Here is a 25,915-nt window from a genome sequence, read left to right as displayed (position 1 = left end):
CGCACGCCCGAGGTCGGCCATCGCCATGCGCCTGGCTCTTGCGAGGACGAAATGATCCGCGGGAGTGGGGACGAGCCAGGGGGCGATTTGCGCACGTGCTCTCGAGAGCTCAGGCGGTGCGGCGGGGCCTTGCGAGGCGCCGGCGAAGCCGCGTGGCGGCGAGCGCCCCGAGGGCGAGCAGCCAGGCCGGTGTCTCCTGAGGGCCAGTCGCCGTGCGGCAGGCGCAGCCCCCTGCTGCGCTCGGGAGTTCACCTCCGCCGCTGCTCTGCGTGCCCGTCGCGCCGGCGCCTGTGGTCGTGGGGTCATCGTTGCCGGCGCCGGTCGTGTTGGATGTGGCGCCTCCTTGATCGCTGGTGTCACCGCCTTGGCCGCCTGTGGTCGTACCGCCAGCGCCACCTTCGCCGCCAGCGCCACCTTCGCCCCCGCCGCTGGTTTCGCCGCCTGGGCTGCCACCGGTGCCACTGGCAACGTCGCCGCCGCCGGCGCCTGGATTGCCACCCACGCCACTGCTACCATCGCCGCCGCCGCCGTCCGGATGACCACCGCCGCCGCCGCCGGCGCCTGGATTGCCACCGACGCCGGCGCTGGCGTCGCCGCCGATGCCGCTGCTGGTGTCGCCGCCGCTGCCCTCCGGATGACCACCGACACCGCTGCCGGCGCCGCCGCCGATGCCACTGCTGGTGTCGCCGCCGCCCACGCCGTTGCTGGCGCCGCCGCTGCCGCCGCCGCCTCCGCCGTTGCCGCCCGCGGCTGTGCCGCCTGCACCGCCGCCGCCGCTCACGGCCCCGCCGCCTTCGCCCGTGGTGCTGCCGCCGGCGCCGTCGCTGCCGCCCCCCGCGCCAGCGCTCTCGCTCCCGCCTCCGCCCGGTACGCAGGCGCCGCTCTGGCACATCCCGGGCGACGCCGGCCGCGCTGTGACATAGAGCCACGCATTGTCGAGACGTTGATAGGTCGTACCGCCGCCGGCGATCAGGATACGGCCGTCGTGGAGCCGCTCCACCACGGCGCTCTGAGCCCTCACGTCCAGCGCCGGCGCGAGCGTCCAGGTGTCGCTCGCTGAGTCGTAGATCTCGGCCGTGAAGGCACCGTCCGTGGCTCTGGATGCGGACGGGAGGCCCGTCACCAGGACCCTGCCGTCGGGGAGGAGCGCCGCGCTGGTGGGGTAGTGCCGTGGCTCCACCGTCGCTCCCGTCGAGGTCCAGGTGTCGCGCGCCGGATCGTAGATCTCGGCCATCTCCAGGTTGCTTCTGCTGCTCCCTCCTCGTCCCCCGACGACGAGCACCCGGCCGTCCAGAAGCAGCGTTGCCGCGTGCTGTTGGCGGCTCCAGTTCATCGAGGCGACGCGCGTCCACGTGTTGGTCGCCGCGTCGTAGATCTCCGCGCTCACCCTCGGGGAGTCCTCGTCTCCGCCCGCGACGAGGACCCTGCCGTCCTGCAGCAACGTCGCCGTGGCGAGGCCTCGCGGGACGTTCATGGGCGCCGCCAGGGTCCACGTGTCCGTCACGGAGTCGTAGATCTCGACCTTTTCCGCGCCGGCGTCGACGTTGTTGTCGCCGCCGGCGACGAGCAGCCGGCCGTCCGCGAGCGGCGTGACCGTCGCGCGGGTGATAAGGCGCGGCCCGGTGCTGCTCGCGGCCGGCGTCCACACGCCCGTGTCAGGGTCGAATCGCATCGTCGGCGAGGGGCGCCGGAGCGGGCGATCGGGGAGCCCCAGGGCCGTCCCGTCAGGAAGCGATACGAGCCTCGACGGCAGCTTCAGCCCATCCAGCTTCTCGGGGGGCTGCCACGAGCCCGCGCTCGGGTCGTAGCGGAGCCAGACATTGCCCGCCTGCGGCGGATTGCCTGTCTCCCCGAGTCCGATCATGAGCAGCGTTCCATCCTGGAGCAGCGTGGCCGCAGGCAGGTTGAGGAGGACGCCCATCCGCCCCGTCACCTCCCAACCCTCCGCGGAACCGGCGAAGTCGCAGGGCGCACCGTCCGGCTTCGCGGACGCGGGCGCCGCGCACCCCGCCGCGGGGTCGCACACCGGCGCTTCATGACAGTCGTCGACGGGCAGGCACACCGCGAGGCTCGACCCCACGCAGGCCCCGCCCACGCAAGCGCTCGCCGCGGAGCACACGTCGCCGTCGCTGCACGGGGTCCCGTCCGGCGCGGGCGCGCCGCCGACGCACGCGCCCGCCTCGCAAACACCCCCGATGACGCACGCGTCCGTGTCGTCGCAGGCGACGCCGGTGAGCGGGGTGCAGGCGCCATCCTGCGACGCTCCCGAGGCCGCCGCGCAGGCGTCGCAAGACCCGGCGCAGGCCGCGTCGCAGCAGACCGAGTCCGCGCAGGAGCCGCTCCCGCAGTCGCTGTCCGTCTCGCAGGCCGCGCCGAGCGGCGAGCGCTCGCGGAAGAGCACGGCAGAGGCCGTGGCGGTCGTGGCGTCGACGTAGCCGCCGGCGATCAGCACGCTACCGTCGTTGAGCCGCGTCGAGGAATGGCGGGCGCGCGCCATGGTGACGGGCGGCTCCAGATCGAGGCTCGACCAGGAGAGGGTCGCCTCGTCGAAGATCGCCCGGGTCGCGTGGAAGGGAAAAATGAGGTCTCTCGTCCCCTGCGCAAAACAGGGCTCCACACCTCCCGTGAGCAGCACCTTTCCGCTCGGGAGCAGCGATGTGCGCATTCCCCGGATGCCGGAGCCGCCCGCAGCGCACGGCGTCGAGGCCGGAGCATACGACCCGGAGGTCGGCGCCCATCGATCGTCCTGCGGGAAATAGACCTGTGAGAAGCCAGGATCAGCCGGGCCCGGACCGGCGGAGATGCCTCCCAGGACCAGGACCCCGCCGCCCGGGAGCGTCGTCGCGCTTGGAGCCTCGTGCTGGGTCGTCGGCCTTACGGCCCCGTTCTCCCAGGTCCAGATCCCGGTCTCCAGATCATAGAGGCTGCAGCCGGCTCCGGTCACCATGACCCGGCCGTCCTGGAGCAGCGTTGCGCTCACGGGACTGGGCCCGTACGTCGTGTACCGGTCCACGGATTTGCAGAACGGCAATTCCGCCCAGCCGCGCGACTCCGGGTCGTAGATGGCCGAATTCATGTAATAGCGCAGCTCGGCCGCGCCATCCATGTTGTGATCCGCAAAGTCCCAGCCCAGGCCGACGAGCACCGGCCTGCCGCCGGCGAGCATCATCGAGGGCGCGGGGTGGGGTATCGACAGCGGCCCGGCAGGCGTCCAGGTGTCGCTCATCGGGTCGTAGATCTCGGCCGAAGGCAGGGACGTTCCCAGCGCCGCTGCGTTCCTCATCCTGCCGCCGGCCACGAGGACATGGCCGTCTGGCAGAAGGATGGCCGCGTGTCCGCTGCGGGCCTGGAGAAGCGGCGCCGCGGGCGACCACGTCCTGGTTGCCGGGTCGTAGATCTCGACCGCCTTGAGGCTCATCGCCTCTCTCGTCGTAGAGGGCGGTTCGTCCAGCTCCGGGTATCCACCCGCGACCAGCACCCTGCCGTCCTGGAGCACCGTGGCCGTATGCTCGCCCCGTGGGGTGATCATCGGCGGCACGCTCTCCCAGGACGGCGCGGTGGCCGCCGACGCGACGCTCGCGCACAGCATGACGAACCCGCAGGCAGCGGCGCTCCCGAGCCTTCCGATCGATCTCATGTCCCGATGGCCTCCGCTGCCTTCTGTTGCGCGCGGTGGCGCGAAGATTCAGGGCGTGGAGGAGGACGCGCTCCTGGAGCGGAACGGCGGGCGGCGTGGACTCGGAGGATGTTTTTTCCCCTTCAGGGTCCGGCGCCGCGACCAGCAGAGCAGGCCGAGGGCGCCGAGCCACGCGGAGCTGGCCGCCGTGCCCGCCGGTGTCGGGTCGCCGCTCATGCTGCACCCGCTGCTGCTGTCGGGGCTGTCGGCGTCGGCGCCGGAAGAGGAGGCGCTGCCGGTGGTGGTGACACCGGTGTCGCCTGAGCTGCCAGCGCCGGAGGAAGAGCTCGCGGCGGTAGCGCTGGACGCGCCTCCACCTCCGCCGCCGGCACTGGCGGACGAAGCGGAGGTGCTCGAAGCGGCGTCGCCGCCGGCGCCGCCAGCGCCCGAGGAGGAGGTGGCCGAGGCAGCGGCGTCGCCGCCGGCGCCGCCAGCGCCCGAGGAGGAGGTGGCCGAGGCAGCGGCGTCGCCGCCGGCGCCGCCAGCGCCCGAGGAGGAGGTGGCTGAGCCAGCGCCGTCGTCGCCGCCAGCGCCCCCGTCGCCCCCGCCGCTGGTTCCGCCGCTTGGATCGCCACCGATGCCACCGCCAACGTCGCCGCCGCCGGCGCCTGGATTGCCACCCACGCCACTGCTGGCATCGCCTCCGCCGCCGCTGGTGTCGCCGCCGCTGCTGGCGTCGCCGCCGATGCCACTGCTGGTGTCGCCGCCGCCTACGCCGTTGCTGGCGCCGCTGCCGCTGCTCGTGTCGCCGCCGCCGCCGTGGCCGCCCGCGGCCGTGCCGCCTGCGCCGCCGCTGCCGCTCACGGCCCCTCCGCCTTCGCCCGTGGTGCTGCCGCCGGCGCCGTCGCTGCCGCCCCCCGCGCCAGCGCTCTCGCCCCCGCCTCCGCCCGGCACGCAGGCGCCGCTCTGGCACATCCCGGGCGACGCCGGCTGCGCTGTGACATAGAGCCACGCATGGTCGAGACGTTGATACGTCGTACCGCCGCCGGCGATCAGGATACGGCCGTCGTGGAGCCGCTCCATCACGGCACTTTGATGCCTCACGTCCAGCGCCGGCGCGAGCGTCCAGGTGTCGCTCGCTGGGTCGTAGAGCTCGGCGGCGAAGGCACCGTCGTTGGCTCCGGAGGGGGACGGGAGGCCCATCACCAGGACCCTGCCATCGGCGAGGAGCGCCGCGCTGGGGTACTCCCGTAGCTCGACCATCTCTCCCGTCGAGGTCCAGGTGTCGCTCGCCGGATCGTAGATCTCGCCCGCCTTCATGTCGTCGCCGCCGCTTCCTCGTCCCCCGAGGACGAGCACCCGGCCGTCCAGGAGCAGCGTCGCCTCGTGTGAGCTGCGACTCCAGCGCATCGAGGCGACGCGTGTCCACGTGTTGGTCGCCGCGTCGTAGATCTCCGCGCTCATCCTCTGGGACTGCCTGTCACCGCCGGTGACGAGGACCCTGCCGTCCTGCAGCAACGTTGCTTTGGCGCGGCTTCGCGGAACGTTCATGGGCGCTGCCAGGGTCCACGTGTCCGTGACGGAGTCGTAGATCTCGACCTTTTCTCCGCCGCCGTCGACGTTGCCGTCGCCGCTGGTGACGAGCACCCGGCCGTCCGCAAGCGGCGTGACCGTCGCGGTGTTCATCTGACGCGACACGATGGTGGGCGCGGCCGGCGCCCAGACGCCCGTCGCAGGGTCGAATCGCACCGTCTGCGCGGGGCGCTGAAGCACGCTGTTGGCGATCCCCAGGACCGTCCCGTCCGGAAGCGATACGAGCCTCGTCGGGCGCCTCGACACGTTCATCTTTTCGGGGGGCTGCCACGAGCCCGTGCTCGGGTCGTAGCGGAGCCAGACATCGTTCCACCGCAGCGGATTGCCTGTCTGGCCGTACCCGATCATGAGGAGCGTCCCATCCTGGAGCAGCGTGGCCACAGGCCCGTTGAGGAGGACGCCCACCCGCCCCGTCGCCTGCCAGCCCTCTGCGGAACCGGCGAAGTCGCAGGGCGCACCGTCCGGCTTCGCGGACGCGGGCGCCGCGCACCCCGCCGCGGGGTCGCACACCGGCGCTTCATGACAGTCGTCGACGGGCAGGCACACCGCGAGGCTCGACCCCACGCAGGCCCCGCCCACGCAAGCGCTCGCCGCGGAGCACACGTCGCCGTCGCTGCATGGGGTCCCGTCCGGCGCGGCCGCGCCGCCGACGCACGCGCCCGCCTCGCAAACACCCCCGACGACGCACGCGTCCGTGTCGTCGCAGGTGACGCCCGTGAGGGGGGTGCAGACGCCGTCCTGCGATGCGCCCGAGGCCGTCGCGCAGGCGTCGCAGGGGCCGGCGCAGGCCGCGTCGCAGCAGACCGAGTCCGCGCAGAAGCCGCTCCCGCAGTCGCTGTCCGTCTCGCAGGCCTCGCCGAGCGGCGAGCGCTCGCGGAAGAGCACGGCAGACGCCGTGGCGGTCGTGGCGTCGACGTAGCCGCCGGCGATCAGCACGCTGCCGTCGTTGAGCCGCGTCGAGGAATGGTAGGCGCGCGCCATGGTCACGGGCGGCGCCAGGTCGAGGCTCGACCAGGAGAGGGCCGCCTCGTCGAAGAGCGCCTGGGTCGCATAAAAGGGAAAGACGGACGCTGACGAGCCCGCGGGCCTGCAGGGCTCCACGCCTCCGGTCAACAGCACCTTTCCGCTCGGGAGCACCGAGGTGCGCATCCCCTGGATACCCGAGGAGTCCCCCCCGCATGGGCTCGATGCCGGAGCGTACGGTCCGGGGGTCGGCTCCCAGCGGTCGTCCTGCGGCAGGTAGAGCTGCGAGAAGGCGTGAATCTCCGGGGCCGGGCCGGCGGGGAAGGTGCCTCCGACGACGAGGACCCCGCCGCCCGGGAGCGTCGTCGCGCCGGGATACGCAACTTCGGTCGTCGGCTTCACGGCCCCCTGCTCCCAGGTCCAGAGCTGGGTCTCCAGGTCATAGAGGCTGCAGCCGCCTCCGGCCACCATCACGCGGCCGTCGTGGAGCAGGGTCGCGCTCACAGGCTGGGGCCTGTAAGGCAGCCTCACCCACCGGTCCACGGCTTCGCAGTGCGGCAGGTCCATCCAGCCGCGCGACGCCGGGTCGTAGATGGCTGCGTTCTGGTAATAGTGCAGCACGAACTGGCCATCGAACTCGTCGTAGACGTCTTGCCAGGCCAGCCCGACGAGCACCGGCCTGCCGCCGGCGAGCATCATCGAGGGCGCGGGGTGGGCTATCGACAACGACCCCGCGGGCGTCCAGGTGTCGCTCATCGGGTCGTAGATCTCGGCCGAAGACAGGGAGGTCCCCTGCGCCTGTGCGTTCATCATCCTGCCGCCGGCCACGAGGACATGGCCGTCTGGCAGAAGGATGGCCGCGTGTCCGCTGCGGGCCTGGAGGAGCGGCGCCGCGGGCGACCATGTCCCGGTCGCCGGGTCGTAGATCTCGACCGCCTTGAGGCTCATCGCCTCTCTCGTCGTGTAGGGCGGTCCGTCGAGCTCCGGGTATCCACCCGCGATGAGCACCCTGCCGTCCTGGAGCACCGTGGCCGTGTGCTCGCCCCGCGGGGTGATCATCGGCGGCACGCTCTCCCAGGACGGCGCGCTGGCTGCCGACGCGACGCCCGCGCACAGCATGACGAACCCGCAGGCCGCGGCGCCCCCGAGCCTTCCGATCGATCGCATTCCTGATGTCCTCCGCTGCCTTCTGTTGCTCGCGGTGGCGCGAAGATTCAGGGCGTCGAGGACGCGCTCCTGGAGCGGAAGGGCGGGCGGCGAGCCAGCACCGTCGCCGCCAGCGCCCGAGGAGGTGGAACCGCCGCCGCCGTGACACGACCCGACGTCGCCAGGCACGCCGCCCGATGTGCCGTCGATACGGCAGCAAACGGCTCACCCTGGCGCAGTCTCATCGTCTCACGCTCGGAGATCCGCGATTTGCGCTGGCACATCCGTTGCTGAGGGGGCGGCATGAAGACCTTTATCCGATGGCTCATTCCCCTCGCGCTCCTTCCTGTGTTCGCTTGCACCGACGCGGTCGAGCAGCCTTCCGGCGGCGGGGCGGGGGGCGGCACGCCCGACGAGACCCTGTCCTCCAGCGTATCGAGCGGCGCCGGCGGCACGCCCGAGGACACCACGTCGTCCAGCGCCTCGACCAGCGCATCGACTGGTGGAGACACCCCCGTCGAGTGTGATTTCTCAGGAGGGGGCGCTCCGCCGGGAGCGCGCTGCGCAGTTGAAGACCAGCTTTGCGACTACGCCTGCTCCCCCTGCAGCGTCACCTGCACCGACGGCGTGTGGGTCGAGCACTGCACCGCGTGTCCCAGTCTAGAGCCTGAGAACGGAACGGACTGCAGCGCCTATTACAGCGTGGGGCCGTGCAGGTACAAGCGCTCGTGTGGCACAGTGAGTGCCACTTGCGACGGACCGACCGGATCGTGGGTGGTCAGCTGCAGTGACCAGAGCGACGGGAGCGGCGGGGGCAACGAAGGCGGCGGGGGCGCCGGCGGCGGAGAGGACACCCACGGCGGCTGCGGCTAGTTCCGCGTGTCAGACTGGCCCGGTTCAGCGACCGATCGTCGCGTGCATCGCCGTCGGCTCCGCCTGCGTGGCAGCGAGAGCGCTGAGCGTGGTCGGCGGCGTGCGGCGTACAAGCGGCCCGCGGGGGCCGCATTCGCCTCCAGCGCTCGTCGCGGCGCCGGTTCCCTCCTCACCCGGGCTCGCCGGGGAGGACGATGTGCTTCTCGCGGAACGCCGCGAGCACCCGCTCTGTCAGGGTGGTCGCGTACTCCGCCTCGTACTTCACGTCGAGCACGTAGGCCTTGGCGACCAGGCGCACCGTGGCGACCTCGCTCAGGATCTGGCTCGTGACCACGCACCATGGCTTGCCGAGGAACACGTAGCGGTTGCTGGTGATGCACTCCTCGACGATGCGCCTGGCGATCGCGATGTCCTGCGCGGAGCTGATGAAGAACTCCACCGGGATCAGCATGTCGAGCCGCCCGTGGTTGGCCGACGCGACCGCCTCGGTCAGGAACTTGTTGTTCGGTATCGTGACGACGTGGTTGTCGAGGGTGATGATGCGCACGGAGCGCAGGCCCATCGACGTGACCTCGCCATAGAACGCGTCGAACTTGACCCGATCGCCGACCTGGAAGGGGCGATCGACGATGAGCGTCACGCCGGCGAGGACCGACGCAGCGAGATCCTTCAGCGCGAAGCCGATGGTGACCGCAACCGTCCCGGTCAGGGCCAGGATCACCTCCCGGGAGAGGTTGATCGAGGCGCCGATGGCGATCGCGATACCACCGATGTAAAGGAAGAACCGGAGGAGGGTCGCGATCTGGTTGAGCAGCAGCCGCCGGTGCGCGAAGCGGGTGCCGCTGCGCTCGAGCGCGGCCGTGATCAGCCGGACCGCGAACCACGTGATGCTGAGGATGACGAGGCCAGTGATGACGCCGCTGACCTGGATGGTCTCGATGAGCTTGGCACCGTCGGGCACGTCCACGTCCGAATCCACGGTGGTCGTCCTTTCTCACGGTCTCACGGCTGAATCAGGTGCTTCCGCACGAGATAGTTGCTGACGGCGCGCTGCCATCGGGTCGTGACGCGGTGCCGGCCGCGCAGATCGTCGATGATGCCGAGCTCGACCATCTTCGCCAGCGCGTCCTGGCACGGGAGCGCGTCGACGCCGAGCGAGCGCGCCGCCTCGTCGGTCGTGAGGCTGTCGTGCCAGACCACGCTCGCGAGCACGAAGCGCTCCACCTCGCTGAGCGACTCCAGCTCGTCCTCGTCCGGCGTGCGGAAGAGGCGGACGCGGAGGCGCCGCTCGCCGTGCGCGTCGTCGACCAGCAGCGATCGCTGCCAGAAGTGGAGCGCGACCCGCGGACAACCCTTCGCGTAGTCCCAGAGCAGCCGCGCGAAATCGCGCTCGGTCCTGAGCTCGCGCTGCACGCGATCCGTGGACTCGTCGTCGTCCATCACGAGGTCCTCGTACGAGACGCTGTAGCCGCTCGCCCGGGTGCGGGCGGTGAGGAGCTCGGCGAGCCGCTGCTCGGACCAGGGCGCGAGGTGCACGATCGTCCGGAAGACCGTGGCCCCGCCGCGCGCGAAGACGAGGTAGCGGTAGGGGTGCTCGGCGATCGCGCACAGCCAGAAGATGCTGGGCGCCGAGCGCTCGACGATCTCCAGGAACGCCTCCCAGGCGCCCCACGCCTCCAGCCCGCGGAGGAACAGGTGCTCCAGGTCGTCGAGGACGAGCAGCCGGCGCGGCTCGAGGCGGAGCCACGCGGTGAACGCCTCGACGCCGGTGCGCGCCTCGGGGGGCGCGTCGAGCGCATTCCCGAGCGTGGCGATGACGTCGGCGGCGGTGAGCTGCCGCCTGTCGAGCGCGACGCGGACGACCGGGACCGGCGCCTCGCGCTCGGCCGCCACGAGCCACGTCGTCTTCCCCGAGCCGGCGCCGCCGACCAGCAGCAGCGAGCCGATGCGGCGGCTGTCCTTCCACGCGGCGAGCGACGCCTTGAAGCGATCGAGGCCGGCGTAGTGATCGAGCCCTGTCGTCGGATCCAGGAGAGGCTCTTCGGACAGGTGCGCTAGCACATCCTGCGGGAGCTCCCGGGCGAGGCCGTCCGGGTGCGCGGAGTCGGTGCGGCGCTCGAGGCGCTTGCGGAAGATGAACGCGAGGACCCGGTGCGTCAGGTCGAAGCCGAGCAAGACGCGGCGGGCGGCGCGGCCCATCCTCGCGAGCACGAGGGCGAGGAGCGCCACGACGGCGACGAAGAAGCCATACCACCGGACGCGCGTCTTCCGTACCGCGCTGGCGAGCGTTCCCTCGTCGTGCCGGCGGAGGTACGCGTCGCTGATGTCGTCGCGCCACCAGCGGATCAGGACCCAGCCGAGGAGGAGCGCCCCGAGCGAGGCGGCGCGGAGGGCGGTGTTGTAGAGGTAGCCCCTCCCGGTCGCCGCCTCGACGGCGCCGACGAGGAGGCCGACCGCCAGCGCGAACCGCCCGACCGCCCGGAGCGACCGGAGGACCTTGCCGCTGGTCGCCTCGCCGATCGGCGCTCCGAGGTCGCTCGGTCTCCGCGCGATCCAGCAGTGCATGGCCGCCAGCGCGAGACGGTAGAGCGCGTACCAGAGCAATATCCCGTAGGCGAGCTCGACCTCCCGGACGGCGGCGGCGTCCGGCCCGAGCGCCCGGTGTACCCCCCAGATCGTGGCGAGCAGGAGGAGCGAGCCGGAGAACATCGCGAGGATCGAGCGCGCGCTCTCGAGGATGCGCTGCGCGCGCGCCCTGCGGACCACGCGCAGGATCACGGGCCAGGCGGCGTCCATCCAGCGGCGCCTTCGCCGGGTCACGAACACGGCGAGCGCGATCACCGCGACGACGAGGGCGGCTCGGTACGCGAGCGCGGTGACGACGAACGGGTCGCGGAGCGCCGCGCGGCTCTCCTCGACGGCGCTGTCGCGGTGGAGCCGGTACCACCGCGCCCGCGCGCCGATGCGAAAGAGCTCCGCGCGGAGCTGATCGACGCCGGCGCGGCCCGGGCCGAGCGCCTCCTCGCGCATGCCGTCGGGCAGCCGCGACAGGAGCAGCACCCGCGCGGCATCGAGCTGCTCCTCATCCTCGAGCGCGCAGGTGAGCCGCTCGACGCCGGGCGGCGTGGCCGCCTCGCGGAAGTCCGCCTCGATGTCCGGCTGCAGCGCGCGCAGCTCGCCCATCACCTGCCCGAGCTGCGCGCCGGCCTCCGCGCTCTTGTGCGGGCTCAGCCGCGCCGCGACGACGAGCTGCTCGACCCGCCCCCGCCGCGCGCCGGCGGCGGCGTCTCGGCACGGCGCGCCCCCGTCCGCCGCCGCGGCAGCCGCCGCGTCAGGCGTGACGGCGGCCGCCGGGGTGCCGCCCGGCGGATAGCCCAGGGCCACAGCGAGGAGCGCGGCCGCAGCGGCGCCCCGCGCCCTGCGCGTGATCCCTTCGCGCTCGCGCGCCAGCGTGGGAAAGACCATATCGAGACCGCTCGGCTTATCGGATCTCCGCGAGGCGCCCCGTGTGCTGCGACCGCCAGCGATAAAACGTGCTCGCCGAGATGCCGAGCTCATCACACATGTTGTGCACGCTCTTGCCCTTGCTCGCCTGCGCGAGGATCTCGTGGATCTCGCGCTCGGTGAACCGCGGCCTCCGCGCCGCTCGGGTCGCGGTCGTCCGAGGCGACACGGCGACGGCATTGCGCTCCGAGCGCCGCTGCATCTCGCGGAGGAGGTCCACGTCGTGCCGCACATCCTGGGCGAGCTGGGAGGCGACCTTCACGAGGTCCGAGGGGGCGGCGCTCTGCGCCTCGCCCCTGCCGGAGAGCCCCAGCAGGCGCGCGCCCGCCCCGACGAGCCAGCGAGACAGCTCGTCGATGTGCCCTTCGATCCATGAGAGAGCCTTCATGACGGCGCCCTTCACCACCTCGAGCGGGGGGCGCTCCTGGGTCATTCGTTCGGCTTCCAGGCGGGCGAGCGCGCTCACGATCGCCTGCTCGACCTGAGCCGCACACGCGGCGATGTGGCTCTCGCTCTCCGGGCCCGCGCCCTGCGGCGCCCACACCATCGGCTCCAGGATCTCGATGAGGATCTTGGAAGGCCACGGGATGTAGGGCGGGATGAACGGCCCGAGCGTCAGGCCCCAGGGGATGCTCAGCATGAGGGGCCACGCGTTGATGCCGAGCTTGCTCTTGGCCCCGATCGCGTCCGCCAGCCAGGGCAGATCGTCGAGGATCATGGCCGTCGAATGGCTGCCGACGGACACCACAGGCACGATCGGCACGCCGTATTTCATGGCCAGCCGGATATGAGAGGTGCGCCCGTTGAAGCGAAGGCGCGTCCTCTCCCGGTGCGGGCGCATGAGCTCCACCTCGGCGCCCGGATACAAGAGCAGCGGGTGCCCACGCTCCAGCACGCGCGCCGCGCATTGCCCGGACGCGCGGACGCAGCCGTACCTGGTGAAGATCTGGTTCAACAGCGGCAGCCTGATCGTCAGCTTGTGCGCGAGCACGTACGGAAACCGGCTTATCCCGTATTCATTGAAGAGCGCGGCCGTGAACAGCCAGAAGTCGGACATGTACGGATAGCCGTTGTGATTGCCGACGTAGATGAGCCCGTCCTGGCGGGGGATCCGCGAGAGCCCGCGGACCTCGGTCCGATGATAAGGCGCTATCGTGCTGTCGAGGATGCTCGTCATCCTCTTGATGAACCGGGGATCGCGGTTCTCGAGGGAATCGGGATCGTTCAGCATGGCGGCTCCAGGGCCGAAGGACCCCTCGGGGCCCACTTCAAGAAGATGTCAGCTGGCGGTGGAGATGAGCTTCGACTTCGACTTCCCGTTCTTGAGCGGCGAGGTCTTGCTCGCGCGCGCCGGCGCTCCGAGGGGGGGCGCCGCCCGCCGCTTCACCGGAATGTTGCCCGCGATCTCGCGGGCGACCAGGGACCACACGCGACGGAACTGCTCCTCGTCGAAACCCGCGCCGCACGGGAGCCAGTCGGCGTGGCGATCACCGCCCGAGTACGGAAAGTGCCCGACGACGTCGAGGTGGTCGCCGAGCACGATGTCCAGCACCTTTCCATAGGCCTGGCTCTGGCACGGGACCACGCCGTCGTTCGATGTCTTCGTGATCTCGATGGGGGCGGAGTGCTCGTTGAGGTTGAGCGTCTCGATGTCCAGCGCAGTGCAGGGGTATTGTCTGGGGACCGCCGAGGTGACGCGGTACAGGGCCCAGAACGCGAAGATGGAGACGGCCCGCACCGGCGAGAAGAAATCGGCCGGACGGAACGGGAACGAGCTCGGCGGCGGCGCCACGCAGATGATCGAGCTGTAGTGCGTCTCCGGGCGGTCCGCGACGGCGGCGTTGAACAGGTGCATGGCCTCCATCGTGAGCTGGATGGACGCGCCCTGATCATTCGAGAGCTCGCTCAGGAATTTGAACATCAGATCATCGGCGTTCTTGCCGGTCCGCTTCAGCATCTTGTGGACGATGGTGTCGAGGAACGTATCGGTCCGGCCCGTCCAGTCGTCGGCGCGCGCCACCAGCTCGATGACGCGCGCCAGCGCCCGGAAGCCCTTCCTGCCATGGGGCTTGCCGAGGAGCCCGAGCATCTCGAACGCCCTCCGGAACGGCAGGCTCCCGAGCAGGTACGCTATCGGGCTCCCGTAATGGGGCGTCGACATCGTGACGATGGAGCTGATGCGCCGGCCAATCCGCTCCTCGAGGCGACCCGGCACGAGCCTCGCGCCCGGCGTCGCGAGGAGCCGCGCGTCGAGCCCACCGGTCGAGTGGCCGACGATGTGGATGCTCTCGGCCTGTTCCCCGCCGTGCGCCGCGATGAACTCGAGCGCTTGCTGCGCCCTGCGAGCGATGGATCCGGTCGGGATCGTGGGGCACTCGTGGACTTCAATCCTGTCGTGGCCGAGCTCCCCCAGGAGCTCCACGAGCATCTTCGGCACACGCCTGAAATAGGCGAGCTCGCCGAACGACTGAAAACCCATGAAGCCTGGCAGAAGATAGATCTGGGTCATCGTGTTCCTGCTGTGATCAGGCCCGAGTGCCGAACTCCGGATACCCGCGTTCTTGTAATGCTGCAATCGTCATCACAGACGCGGCGCATCATCGTTGCGCTTTTCGATCAGCTTGCGTTTTTTGATCAGCGCGCGCCGCCGCGTCGTCGTCCGGTCGGCCGGCGGCGCGAGAGCGTCTCGGATGGGGTCTCGCGGAAATGCTTCCTGTAGTCGACGCTGAACCGCCCCGCGCTGCGGAAGCCCATCGCGCTGGCGACGCCCGCCACGGTCGTCTCGGGCAGGGCGGCGAGGAGCATGTGGCGCGCCAGCTCGAGTCGCCGGACCTTCAGGAATCCCATCGGCGTGATGCCGCGCGCCGCGCGAAACGCCGCCTGGAGCGAGCGGGCCGGCGCTCCCGCGGCGGCGACGACATCCGCCAGCGTGATCGCTTCGCCCGCATGCATGGCGATGTACTCCTCGGCCCGACGCACGACCGCTGGAGCGACACGCGGGGGCGTGAGCTCGAGCAGATGGGAGCCCGTGTGGCGCGGGATGGTCACGAGCGCGGTGAGCAGCACATCGCAGAACTGGGAGCGAACGAAGGGCGAGAGCGCCGGGCGCTCGAGCTCCTCCCGGAGCAAGCGCACGATCCCCTGGAGCGTCGCGCCGCCGCCGCCAGTGAGATCCAGGTCGGGCTCGAACAGGATCGCCTCGCGCGGCGCGTGGCCTGTGAGCATGGCGAAGTGCGCCTCGAGCGCAGATCGCAGGACGGTGAGGCTTCGCCCGCTTCCGCCCGCCGGTATCTGGATCTTCACGGGCCCTTCTGGGACGAGCAGGATGGCCCGCTTGCCATGGGCCATCGAAAGACGCTGGCGCCTGACCACCACCTCGGTGTCGCGGCTGCCCTCCCCGGCGAGCCCCAGCACGTAACGATCTTGCAGGGTGGCCGCGTCCATCCGGCCGCCGAGGGCCCAGTCTGTCGTCACGAAGCTCACGGGACCGACCGTGGCGATACCGATCTCGCACCTGAAAGCGCTTCCTTTCAGAGGCCGGAGCGCCACTCCCGGGCAGAGGCGGGCGAGGGCGGGGGACATCTCGTCGGGATCGGAGGTGCTGAGATGGATTCGCGAGACCGAGAGGGGCGGCGCCGCCGCGTGACCGGCCCCCCGAGCGGGCTCCGGATCGCGGTGGATCGTTGGTTGTTGGTCGAGACCCGGATTGAATTTGGTGCGAGTCATAGCCGCCGAATCTCGCGTGAAACGGCGCTCGACGACAATTGCGAAGCTCGGCCCCCCCCCGCCGTGCAGCGGGCGGTTTCCCCGGCACCCGTGACCGGGTAACATCAGGTCTCGCCATGCGAGGTGCACACATGGAACTGAGGATCCAGGACGTTTCGAGGACGTACCCGAACGGTGTGAAGGCGCTCTCTTCCGATCCGCCGAGATCGCTGCTCGAGCAATTGCTCGAGCACGTCACCCGCCGGCAATCAAGCGGTGGACGTTGTCGAACCGGCGACCGCGCAGCACCTTTTCAAGATCATGCGCAGCGTGGAGCTCGTCGGCTGCAAGGAGCTTGTCTCGGGGATACGTCCGAGCGTGGCGAAGATAATGGTCGAGCTCGGTATCGAGCTCTCGACCCTGGTCACGTATCCGACGCTCGTCGAGGCGCTGCGGAGATGGATCAACCGGCGCGCTGCTGCTGCTGTCTGCAGGCCTCAACTGCGGAGCGCGAGCCTCGACCTCGTGAAGGCGCGCCCGACGTCGTGAACAAGGCGGCGAGGGCGCCGCAGCCGGCCGAGCTGCTGAGCCCCCGCACCATCGAGCTCGTGCAGTGGTCCTGGTCGGCGTCCGCGACCTCCCACGCGGACGGCCCGCCATTTGCGAGCGGCAGGAGCACGCACGCCCGATCCGGAGCGCGAGACGAGGATCCCAGCCTCGGAGGGGGGCGCGTGTGAGGTGCGGTCTCTTGATCCGCTATGCTGAATCCGTTTCTCCCCTTACAGCCTGCCCGAGACCTCCATGCATAACCGATCCGCTCGCCAGGGGCTCGAACGCCCTCCGCTCATCGATACGCGCGATCTGGAGGCGGCCCGCGTGTTCCTCGCGACGATCTACGGCGACCTCACCGCCGACACCGTCGGCCGCGGTCACCGTTTCGAGTGGCGTGCCACCCCCGTCGACATGGGGCCTGTCGCCCTCTTCTCGGGCGTCTTCGCCTCCGGCATGTGCCTGCGCGGCGTGAGCTCGGGCTACACAGTCAGCCTGGCGACCGGCGGCTCGGTACGTGCGGCCTCGTCGGGGGACGCGGCGGAGATCGCCCCTGGCCGGAGCGCCGCCGTGTTCTCGCCAGGGGCCCGGTCCGAGTGGAGCGCGGAGGGCCCGGCCCGCCCCATGAACCTCCGCGTCGACGCCCGCTATTTCGAGGCGCAGCTCGAGGCGCTCACCGGCGTGGCCATCCGCGGGCCCCTTGCTTTCTCGCTGTCGATGCCCACCACCGACGGCCCCGGGACCTTCCTGGCACGACTCTGCCGCTTCCTCTCCACGGAGACCGAGCGGGCAGGGCGAGCCCTCGGCCACCCCGTGGTGATGGCCAGCCTCGGCGAGGCGGTGGCGCGCGCGCTGCTCTTCGGGCAGCCCCACGATCACGCCTACCTCCTGGAGAAGGCAGCGCCGCCGTCGAGCCAGAGCGTGGTGCGGCTCGTCGAGGAGTACCTCGACGCCCACGCGGAGGGCGCGATCGGCACCGCCGATCTGACAACGCTCGCGGGCGCGAGCATGGCCTCGATCGACGGGGCCTTTGCCTATCGGGGCGCCACCCCGTGGGACTTCCTCCGCAAGAGGCGCCTGCTCCTGGCGCGGGATCGCCTGCTCCTGGCCGAGCCGGGCGAGACGGCCGCGAGCGTGGCCCACGCTGCCGGCTACCTGCGCGTGGAGCGCTTCGGCGCCGCCTATGCAGCGGAGTTCGGCGAGACCCCGGCCGAGACGAGGCGGCGCGGGCTCCTCGCGGCCGAGGCGCCGCCGAGCCCGCGGCCCAGGGCGACGAGCCCGTCCCCGCGAGGAGCGGAGGCGGCGACCGTCTTCCTGGTGCACCGGGATCCCTCCTGGCGCGGGGCCGCGGCCGGGCTGCTCCAGGAGGCGGGGCACGTGGTGCAGGCGTTCGCGTCGTCGCTCGCCTTGCTGGAGGCCGCGCGCGCGGTGGTGTCGGGCTGCGTGGTGCTCGACGTCCAGCTCCCCGATCTGAACGGCCTGGAGGTGAGGGCCCTCCTGCGCGAGGAAGGGTGCGCGCTCCCCGTGGTCTTCACCAGCGACGACGGGGACGTGACGGTGGCCGTGGAGGCGATGAAGGCGGGCGCCGTGGACTTCCTCGCCGAGCCCCTCGACGCGGAGGCGCTGCTCGCCGCCGTGGCGCGCGCCCTGGCCCGCGATGCGGAGGCGCGGGCGGCGCGGGCCGAGGTGGAGGCGCTCGCCGCCCGGCTCGCGGCGCTCTCGCCGCGCCAGCGCGAGGTGTGCGAGCGGGTGGCGCAGGGGATGCTGAACAAGCAGATCGCGACGGAGCTCGGGATCTCCATGTCGGCCGTGCGGCTCTACCGGGCGGAGGGGATGGAGAAGCTCGGGGTGGCGTCGGCTGCCGAGCTGGCGAGCCTGTTCGCGAGGCTCGAGCGGGTCACGGGGGCAGGCGGGGGGTAGGCGCGCCTCCCCTGCCGCGCGCGCCGCCCGGGGAGCGCGGCGCGCCTTTCGCGTGGGAGCTGGAGGCTCAGTTACAGGTGCCGTTCTGGGCCGCCGCGAAGTTCAGGACCTCGGCCCTGCACGCCGCGGCCTGATCCGCCGTGAGGCCGTCGACGAAGTCGATGCCTTGTCCACCGCAACCGAACTCGCTGTTGTGAACCTGCACACCGCAGAAATTGCTGTCGCCCTGGGTTCCGCCGAGGATGCGGACCCTGTTCGAGCCATACGTTGAAAATGCCCAGGAATGGTCGGGCTCGCTGCCGCTTCTCCGTTTGGCGGGACGCGCGGTGGAATCCGCGGGTCGCCCGCCGGGAGCGGCACCCTGCGTCAGCTCGTCCAGGGTCGCGACTTGGATCGTGATCCAGCTTTCGGAAGACCAGGCTTTCATGGTAGCGTGAAGAGCTATCCGGCGACCTGCGCAGGGCGCGAGCCCGCCGTTGCTGGAACAAGGAGGTCGCCTGGATGACACGCAGGGTTCAGCTTCGGATCCTTCTCATCGCTTCTTTCTCTCTCTTGCTCTCGTTCGCAGGGATCCGCCCGAGCGCCGCCCAGTCGAGCTTGCCCTACTGGACCGAGATCCCGCAGGGCGGCGCCATCCCCGACGCCATCTGGGACGGCGCGAGCGCCTATCACGAGGGCCTCTTCTACATCTTCGGCGGGTTGAACGGGACCTATCCGGATGACGAGCCCGTGGCCGCTTTCAGCGCCTTCGACGTCGACGCGCTGACCTGGTACGACCTCGGCCAGTACCCGGGCGGGCCGTCCGCCAGGGCCGAGTCGATGATGTGGTGCGTCGCCGAGGAGGACGCGCTGATCGTCTCCGGCGGGAGAGGTCCTTTCCGGCGCGGGCTCGACCTCACGCACCAGGACACGTTCCGCTTCGATCCGGTGCACGGGTGGACGCAGATCTCGCAGAGCGCGGCCGAGATCGGGCGCGCCAACCGCTCCACGGAGGCGGTCGCCGTGCGAAAGAAGGGGAAGCACAAGACCGTCGCGTACGCCTTCTCGGGCTCGTCGTCGACGATGCCGGCCTTCATCAACCGTCCTGACGGACTCCAGCACGACCTGGTCCGCTACAAGAACGGCTGGAAGCAGGTCGCGACCGGCTCGCCCGGCCCGCGCGCTCGAGCCCACCATCCGCTCGTGTACGCCGAGGGCTGGAACGCCCTGCTCGTCTACGGCGGATACACGAACGACGCGGTGAACGGGACCGGCCTGTTCACGCCGGAGAACTACCTCGGCGACCTCTGGATGTTCGACATCGACACGGAGACCTGGGATCAGCTCGTCTTCGACGAGGCCGCCGGGCCGGGCCACCGCGACAACGCGAAGCTGATCGCCGATGAGCACAACGACCGTATCTGGCTCTTCGGGGGCAGCCAGTTCGACGGTACAACCCTGTCCGATCTCTGGTACTTCGATCTCCACACAGGGGCCTGGACGCGCGTGGACACCGCGATGACGGGGCCGGCGCCGGCGCCGAGGTTCGGCCAGTTCTACTTCACTCGCAAGACCGCCACGGCCTACGAGCTCTACATCTTCGGGGGAGCGACAGCGGAGTTCGCGCCGGTGCTGCTCAACGACATGTGGAGATTGACGATTCCCCTCGACTGCGGCGGCTGATCGCGAGCGAGCCCGGTGGGCTCACGCGTGGACGAGCCGCGCCGGAAGGAGGGAAAAATGAGGCGGTGCCTCAGGGAGACCTCCTCAGGTTACCACGAGAGCCTGCATCTCCGAAAGCTGGATCACGATCCAGGTCGCTCCCTTGGACGAGCTGACGCAGGGTGCCGCTCCCGGCGGGCGACCCGCGGATCGCGACCGCGCGTCCCGCCAAAGGAGAAGCGTCATGACGCATGTCACCTCTCTTCGCAGGCTCGGCGCGATGGTCGCGCTGCTCGGCCTGAGCTGCTTCACGTTCCTCGGTATCGGGTGCTCCAGCACGGACATACCCGACGAATCGGACTCCGAGCACGTCGGCGCGGCGGAGCAGCCCCTCGTCGGCTTGCTGTGCACGCTCTTGGCAGTCAACGGCAAGGTCCAGATTTGCCACCATGCCGGCTCGGGGAGCCACCCCTACACAATCCTCCAGGCCAGCAAGGACGCCTGCATCCTCGAACACGTAGGCCACCTCCACGACTACATCGCCGTGGGCAACCCGAGCTGTAGCGGCGACGGCTGCCTGCCCGCGAACGCGTCATGCGACGGGACGCTCCCTTGCTGCGGCAACTCGTCGTGCACGAACGGCGTCTGCGGGTGTGACGCGGGCTGGGGCGGCGAGCGCTGCGAGACCCAGTGCCCGCCGGGGTTCACAGGCGCCGACTGCGATAGCCCTTCGCTCCCCTGCGAGCCCAGCCCCTGCCAGAACGGCGGCGTCTGCACGCCGGGCGCGCCCCCCAGCTCCACGTACACGTGCTCCTGCGCGCACGGGTACACGGGCGTGAACTGCGAGATCGACGCCTTCGCCGTCAAGCACTGCGATTCGAACCCCTGCGTGGGGGAGGGCAGCACCTGCGTCGACGACGCGCAAGGCTACACCTGCCTCTGCGCCGCGCCCTGCCCCACCAGCACGAACGAGTGCGAGCCAGGGGGCTGCGATTCGAGGACCGGTGTGTGCGTGATCCCCGCGGCGGTGCCGGACGACGCCGCCTGCACCGACGACGGGGACCCTTGCACGGTGGACACTTGCCAGGGCGGCGCGTGCGCGCATGTCGTCGGCCCCGATGTCTGCGGCGGCACGAGCTGCAACGGCACGCCGCTGGTCTGCGACCAGCACATGGGCGACTGCGCCACGGGCTCCTGCTTCGTCGCGCAAGACGCCGTCCCGGGCGCGTTCGTCGCGCAGACGATCACGCTCGGCGGCGCGGTCCTCCAGATCGCCCCCGAGACAGCTATCCAGGTCGGCGGCGCCACATCGGCGGCTCCCGTCACCATCACGCTCCAGGCGCTCAGCGATCCGTCGCTGCTCCCCTCGTCGCTGCCCACCGCGGATCCGGTGCTCTTCCCGATCTACCAGTTCGGCCCCTCGGGCACGCGGTTCTCGCCGGGGCTGCTGTTCACGATCCCCGTACCGCTCACGGCGACCACGCCGAGCGCGTGGCTCTGCGACGACTCGGGCCTGAACTGCGAGCGACGCAACGGGTTCCTCACCCTCGACAGCTCGGTCTTTCCCCCGCGGCAGACGCTCACGGTCGCGATCGACCACTTCAGCACGCTCGTTGTCACGCAGTCGCCGACCGCTGTCGCACAGGCGTCGTGCGTCACCGTCCAGCGGGGGTTTTCAGGCAACGTCGTCGACGCCACCGCCCGATACCTGACCCCCCACGACCCCCCCACCCAGCTCGTCGCCGGCATCGCGGCCCAGAGCAACCTCTATGGACCGGGAAGTACGGGGGGCACTTCGAGGTACTTGCCGCACGTGCAGTGGGACCTGAGCTCGATCCCGACGTACGCGAACGTCACGTCCGCGTTCATCCAACTCTTCGTCGAGAACAACTTGAGCCCCTACGAGGCGAGCACGTTCTACGCGGCGGCCGGACCGTGGGACGAGGCGACGATTACCTTCGGCAACAGGCCTGAGCTCTACCGCCAGCCCAGCGCGACGCTGCAGTACGGTAAAGGCTTTGCGCGCGCCGACGTCACGCTGATGACGCAGCTTTGGACGATCGGGGACACCCCGAACTACGGCGTCGCGCTCTACGCGGACATCCTCGACACGTCCGCCACCTATATGAACTACGGCGCCACGTCGTTCTGGAGCAGCGAGGCGCCCACCGTGAGCGTACGGCCCAGGCTGGACGTCTGCTACACGGTGGCCTGCCCCGGGCCGGGCTGCGTGGTGCAGGCGGGCCCCGGTCCCGTGACCCAGGTCAGCGCGGGTAACGACTTCACGTGCGTCGTGAAGAACGACGCCAGCCTCTCTTGCTGGGGCGACAACACCTTCGGCCAGCTCGGCGCGCCGGCCGGCACCTTCACCCAGATCAGCTCGGGAGGCTGGCATAGCTGCGCCATCGGCACGAGCGGCCAGGTCAGCTGCTGGGGCGACAACTCCTATGGCCAGGCCAGCCCGCCGTCGGGCACCTTCTCGTATGTCGCGTCGGGCGAGCTGTATACCTGCGGTGTGCGGACGAACGGCGACCTCGCTTGCTGGGGGCTCCAGAACGACGGCCTCCAGTACGATTACGGCCAGGCCAGCCCGCCGCCGGGCACCTTCACGCAGGTCTCGGTGGGCGTTTACCGGGCTTGCGGCCTGCGAGCGGACCAGACGCCCGTCTGCTGGGGGAACAGCCCCACAACCTTCTCCCAGACCTACACGCAGGTCGCCACGAGCTCCGGGCAGACCACGTGTACCCTCTTCGCGGGCCAGCTCACTTGCACCGGCAACAACGACGCGGACGCGGCCACCCCGCCCACCCTCGACTCTTTCGGCCAGCTCAGCCTGGGATACCTTTACGGATGTGCTCTGCGGACCACCGGCGCCCTCCACTGCTGGGGGGACAACAGCCATGGTCAGGCGACTCCGCCCCCTACCACGTTTGTCCAGGCCGCGACGGGCCGACAGCACGCGTGCGGCGTGACCTCGATGGGCACCGTCTCTTGCTGGGGGCTCGGCAGCTCCGGGGAGACAACTGTCCCGGCCGCCTTCTCCGGCTTGACGCCGACGTGCACGGACGGGGCGAAGAACGGCACCGAGACGAGCAACGACTGCGGCGGCGGCACGTGCCCGCAATGCGTCGTCGGCGGCGGATGCAGCACGAACTCGGACTGCGTTACCGGGAACTGCGCGGGCGGGGTTTGCAACGCCAACCCGTGCACCGCGGCGCCCTGCCAGAACGGCGGCACCTGCGCCTCGAGCGGGAGCAGCTACACCTGCGCCTGCCCGGCCGGCTACACGGGGACGAACTGCCAGATCCCGCCCGCCGACCTGTGCAGCGGCGTTGTCTGCGCGCCCTCCGACGCGTGCCATGACGCGGGCACCTGCAACCCGATGACCGGGGTGTGCTCCAATCCCACGTCGACCGCTTGCGCGACGGGGATGTTCAGCGACGGCGGCGGCCCGGCCAGCCACCGGACCGACGGCCCGTACACCCAGGGCATGCTGATCCAGGTGGGGAGCAGCGCCGTGACGATCGGCGCCCTCGGGGCGCAGGATGACAGCCTCTCCGGACCGGCCGCCGACGGCTTCGCCGGCGGCGGCGTCCAGGTGGGACTGTGGGACGCGACGGGCACCACGCTCCTCGCGTCGACCACGGTGCTGAGCGCCGATCCGCTCGTCGGTACGTACCGCTACCGCGCTCTCGCGAGCCCCATCACGCTCCAGCCGAACACCAGCTATCTCATCGGCGCGCTGGTGGGTGGCGCCTTCGAGCCGTTCGAGGACAACATCGGAGCCGCGAAGTTCAGCGCCCACGGCGTGACGATCGTCGGCAATCGGTTCGCCTCGGGCGGCTCGCTGACCGCGCCGACCATCGATGGCACCGGGACGCTCGGGCGCTGGGCGCCAGCCAGCGCGCTGTTCGGGTGCTCCGGCGCGGGTTGCCAGGCCGGGATGTTCAGCGACGGCGGCGGCCCGGGCGACCACCGGACCGATGGCCCGTACACCATCGGCACGCAGTTCCAGGTGGGGAGCAGCGCCGTGACGATCGGCGCCCTCGGGGCGCAGGATGACAGCCTCTCCGGACCGGCCGCCGACGGCTTCGTCGGCGGCGGCGTCCAGGTGGGACTGTGGGACGCGACGGGCACCACGCTCCTCGCGTCGACCACGGTGCTGAGCGCCGATCCGCTCGTCGGTACGTACCGCTACCGCGCTCTCGCGAGCCCCATCACGCTCCAGCCGAACACCAGCTATCTCATCGGCGCGCTGGTGGGTGGCGCCTTCGAGCCGTTCGAGGACAACATCGGAGCCGCGAAGTTCAGCGCCCACGGCGTGACGATCGTCGGCAATCGGTTCGCCTCGGGCGGCTCGCTGACCGCGCCGACCATCGATGGCACCGGCACGCTCGGACGCTGGGCGCCGGCCAGCGCGCTGTTCGGGTGCTTCGGTGCGGGCTGCCAGACCGCGCTCTTCAGCGACAGCGGCGCCCCGGCCAGCCACCGGACCGATGGCCCGTACACCCAGGGCGTCCTGTTCCAGGTGGGGAGCAGCGCCATGACGGTGAGCGCCCTCGGGGGACAGGATGGCAGCCTCTCCGGACCGGCCACCGACGGCTTCGTCGGCGGCGGTCTCCAGGTCGGGTTGTGGGACGCGACGGGCACTACGCTCCTCGCGTCGACCACGGTGCTGAGCACCGATCCGCTCGTCGAGACGTATCGCTACCACACGCTCGCGAGCCCGGTCACGCTGCAAGCCAACACGAGCTATCTGATCGGCGCGCTGGTGGGGGGCGGGGTCTTCGAGCCGTTCGAGGACAACGCCGGAGCCGCGAAGTTCAGCGCGCACGGCGCGACGATCGTCGGCAATCGGTTCGCCATCGGTGACTCGCTGACCGCGCCGACCCTCGATGGACTCGAGACGCTCGGGCGCTGGGCGCCGGCCTCCCTGCTTTTCTCGAGCCCGTGACCGGTGCTTCCGAGCACTCCCTGCCATATTGATGCTCGCAGTAATATTGCATTGAGAATCAAGGCCCAGCCGGGTGGACCTCGACGATTGCCCACCCGGCCGGGCGACCATCAAGGAGATCTTCATGCGTACATTCTTCCGCGGCGCCGCCGCGTTCATCGCTGTCTTGATCACCGCCGGGCCCCTGTCCGCGGCGGGCAACTCGATCCGGTTCGCGCGGGCGCAGCCCGAGGGGACGGTCGTCACTGTCAAGGGCGTCGTGTCTGTCCCCTCGGGCGCGTTCGCGCCCAACGACCAGGGGTTCGCCATCCAGCGTGGGCCCTCGGGGATCTATATCCACGACGCGCTGGGCGGGAGCTATGCGCTCGGCCAGGAGGTCGTGGTGACCGGCACGGTGGCGAACAGCTACGGCCAGGTCCTCGGCGTCCAGCCCACGAACATCGCCGTCTCCGGCTGCCATCCAGTCCACCCGGCGAAGCCCATCGACACGGGCGACGTGGGCGAGGATTCCGAGGGGACCCTCGTCCGCATCGGAGGCACGGTGGTGGACGAGGTCTTCGACGACGGGGAGTATGGCTATCGGTTCCACGTCGACGACGGCTCGGGCGCGGTCACTGTGTTCGTCTATGCCGGGACCGGCATCGACGTGAGCGGCGTCGCCCCGGGGGACGACGTGGAGATCACCGGGTTCAGCGGTCAGTTCCTCGATCACTACGAGGTGAACCCGCGGGTGCCCTCGGACATCGAGGAGCTCCCCTGAGCCTGCCTCGGGACGAAGGGGTCTGACGGCCTCTCTCGTCCCCCCGGCGCACGACCGGGTACCGTGTCGCCCAAGGACACGACGAAGGCCCCGCGATCTCGCGATTGCGAGGCCCTCGCCAGACGAACCTCAGGGGACGAGCGCGCGGCGCGTGCGTCTTTGGGTCGGCGTGCGACTTCAGATCGCGATGAGCCCCGTTGACGTGGAGCTCGGTGGAACTCTCAGGAGGCGTTCCGGCGCGACTCGTTGTTCTTCGTCTCCGGGGGCGACGTCGCGCCGATGGAGGTCGCGGAGCCCGCGGTGACGCCGCTCGTGCTCGCAGCCGCGCGCTCGCTCGACGACAACCCCGCGCTCGTCCTCACCTCGCCCTGCTGCTGCTCGCGGTAGAGCCGGATCTCGTTCCGCACGTCGACCACGCCCGAGATCCGCTCGGCGAGCGCCTCCAGCTGGTGCTTGAAGCGACGCTCGCGGACGGTCCCGGAGAGGACGACCTCGCCGCTCTGCACCTTCACCTCGACGTCGCTCGCGTCGAGGTCCGGTTGATCGGAGATCTGGTCGCAGATATCCTCGCGGATCCGCTCGTCCGAGCGCTTGTACCCCTTGGGCGGGCGACCACGCGAACCGCCAAGCCCGCCGCCCTGTCGAACGGTCTGGAGGAAGCTGCGGCCGCCTGGGGCCTGTCCGCCGGATC

Annotated in this window: 15 protein-coding genes; 6 read left to right on the top strand and 9 right to left on the bottom strand. The window is 70.7% G+C overall.

Annotation, left to right across the window (positions count from 1 at the left end):
* Window positions 1-109: 109 nt before the first annotated feature.
* Together WME82_RS28650 and WME82_RS28645 are read right to left on the bottom strand one after the other, a co-directional pair.
* The gene (locus WME82_RS28650; RefSeq protein WP_438037891.1) at window positions 110-3,637 is read right to left on the bottom strand and encodes a kelch repeat-containing protein; all 3,528 of its coding nucleotides are present in this window, start codon (window positions 3,635-3,637) and stop codon (window positions 110-112) included.
* Between the two features lie 48 nt (window positions 3,638-3,685).
* Window positions 3,686-7,339 carry a kelch repeat-containing protein gene (locus tag WME82_RS28645; protein ID WP_438037890.1) on the bottom strand — a complete coding sequence of 1,218 codons (3,654 nt, stop codon included), beginning with the start codon at window positions 7,337-7,339 and terminating at the stop codon, window positions 3,686-3,688.
* A gap of 282 nt (window positions 7,340-7,621) precedes the next feature.
* Here WME82_RS28645 and WME82_RS28640 point away from each other — a divergent pair, with 282 nt between their 5' ends.
* A complete protein-coding gene (locus WME82_RS28640; RefSeq protein ID WP_438037889.1) occupies window positions 7,622-8,191 on the top strand; it encodes a hypothetical protein in 570 nt (189 codons plus the stop codon).
* Between the two features lie 169 nt (window positions 8,192-8,360).
* Here WME82_RS28640 and WME82_RS28635 read toward each other — a convergent pair whose 3' ends face one another.
* The 5 genes from WME82_RS28635 to WME82_RS28615 all read right to left on the bottom strand — a co-directional run bounded on the left by WME82_RS28635 (window position 8,361) and on the right by WME82_RS28615 (window position 15,277).
* The gene (locus WME82_RS28635) at window positions 8,361-9,170 is read right to left on the bottom strand and encodes a mechanosensitive ion channel family protein (RefSeq protein WP_437739675.1); all 810 of its coding nucleotides are present in this window, start codon (window positions 9,168-9,170) and stop codon (window positions 8,361-8,363) included.
* A gap of 23 nt (window positions 9,171-9,193) precedes the next feature.
* Entirely contained in the window at window positions 9,194-11,656 is a 2,463-nt protein-coding gene (locus WME82_RS28630) for an AAA family ATPase (protein ID WP_438037888.1), read from the bottom strand.
* A 16-nt stretch (window positions 11,657-11,672) separates the two neighbouring features.
* Window positions 11,673-12,926 (bottom strand): 1-acyl-sn-glycerol-3-phosphate acyltransferase, encoded by a 1,254-nt coding sequence (locus tag WME82_RS28625; RefSeq protein WP_438037887.1) that lies wholly within the window; start codon window positions 12,924-12,926, stop codon window positions 11,673-11,675.
* 48 nt (window positions 12,927-12,974) lie between these two features.
* Window positions 12,975-14,204: an esterase/lipase family protein gene (locus WME82_RS28620; RefSeq protein ID WP_437739672.1), complete on the bottom strand. Its 1,230-nt coding sequence runs from the start codon at window positions 14,202-14,204 to the stop codon at window positions 12,975-12,977.
* A gap of 125 nt (window positions 14,205-14,329) precedes the next feature.
* On the bottom strand, window positions 14,330-15,277 hold the full coding sequence (locus tag WME82_RS28615) for an AraC family transcriptional regulator (RefSeq protein ID WP_438037886.1): 948 nt from the start codon (window positions 15,275-15,277) through the stop codon (window positions 14,330-14,332).
* Between the two features lie 399 nt (window positions 15,278-15,676).
* On the opposite strand from WME82_RS28615, the gene WME82_RS28610 reads away from it, so the two are divergent.
* A complete protein-coding gene (locus tag WME82_RS28610) occupies window positions 15,677-15,949 on the top strand; it encodes a hypothetical protein (RefSeq protein WP_438037885.1) in 273 nt (90 codons plus the stop codon).
* Window positions 15,950-16,201: 252 nt separating this feature from the next.
* A complete protein-coding gene (locus tag WME82_RS28605; protein WP_438037884.1) occupies window positions 16,202-17,869 on the top strand; it encodes a response regulator in 1,668 nt (555 codons plus the stop codon).
* Window positions 17,870-17,936: 67 nt separating this feature from the next.
* On the opposite strand, the gene WME82_RS28600 is transcribed toward WME82_RS28605, so the two are convergent.
* Window positions 17,937-18,296: a hypothetical protein gene (locus tag WME82_RS28600; protein WP_438037883.1), complete on the bottom strand. Its 360-nt coding sequence runs from the start codon at window positions 18,294-18,296 to the stop codon at window positions 17,937-17,939.
* A gap of 74 nt (window positions 18,297-18,370) precedes the next feature.
* On the opposite strand from WME82_RS28600, the gene WME82_RS28595 reads away from it, so the two are divergent.
* From WME82_RS28595 to WME82_RS28585, 3 genes are all read left to right on the top strand, one after another.
* On the top strand, window positions 18,371-19,531 hold the full coding sequence (locus WME82_RS28595; RefSeq protein ID WP_438037882.1) for a Kelch repeat-containing protein: 1,161 nt from the start codon (window positions 18,371-18,373) through the stop codon (window positions 19,529-19,531).
* A gap of 223 nt (window positions 19,532-19,754) precedes the next feature.
* Window positions 19,755-24,464: a DNRLRE domain-containing protein gene (locus WME82_RS28590; protein WP_438037881.1), complete on the top strand. Its 4,710-nt coding sequence runs from the start codon at window positions 19,755-19,757 to the stop codon at window positions 24,462-24,464.
* Between the two features lie 124 nt (window positions 24,465-24,588).
* Complete coding sequence (locus WME82_RS28585; RefSeq protein WP_438037880.1) at window positions 24,589-25,224, top strand: hypothetical protein; 636 nt, start codon at window positions 24,589-24,591, stop codon at window positions 25,222-25,224.
* Window positions 25,225-25,445: 221 nt separating this feature from the next.
* Here WME82_RS28585 and WME82_RS28580 read toward each other — a convergent pair whose 3' ends face one another.
* Window positions 25,446-25,799 (bottom strand): BON domain-containing protein, encoded by a 354-nt coding sequence (locus WME82_RS28580; protein WP_438044944.1) that lies wholly within the window; start codon window positions 25,797-25,799, stop codon window positions 25,446-25,448.
* Window positions 25,800-25,915: the final 116 nt, after the last annotated feature.

It is taken from the genome of Sorangium sp. So ce128 (genome assembly GCF_051525245.1).
In the GTDB taxonomy this organism is placed as follows: Bacteria; Myxococcota_A; Polyangia; order Polyangiales; family Polyangiaceae; genus Sorangium; species Sorangium cellulosum_B.
This window is presented reverse-complemented; position numbering and strand designations above follow the sequence as displayed.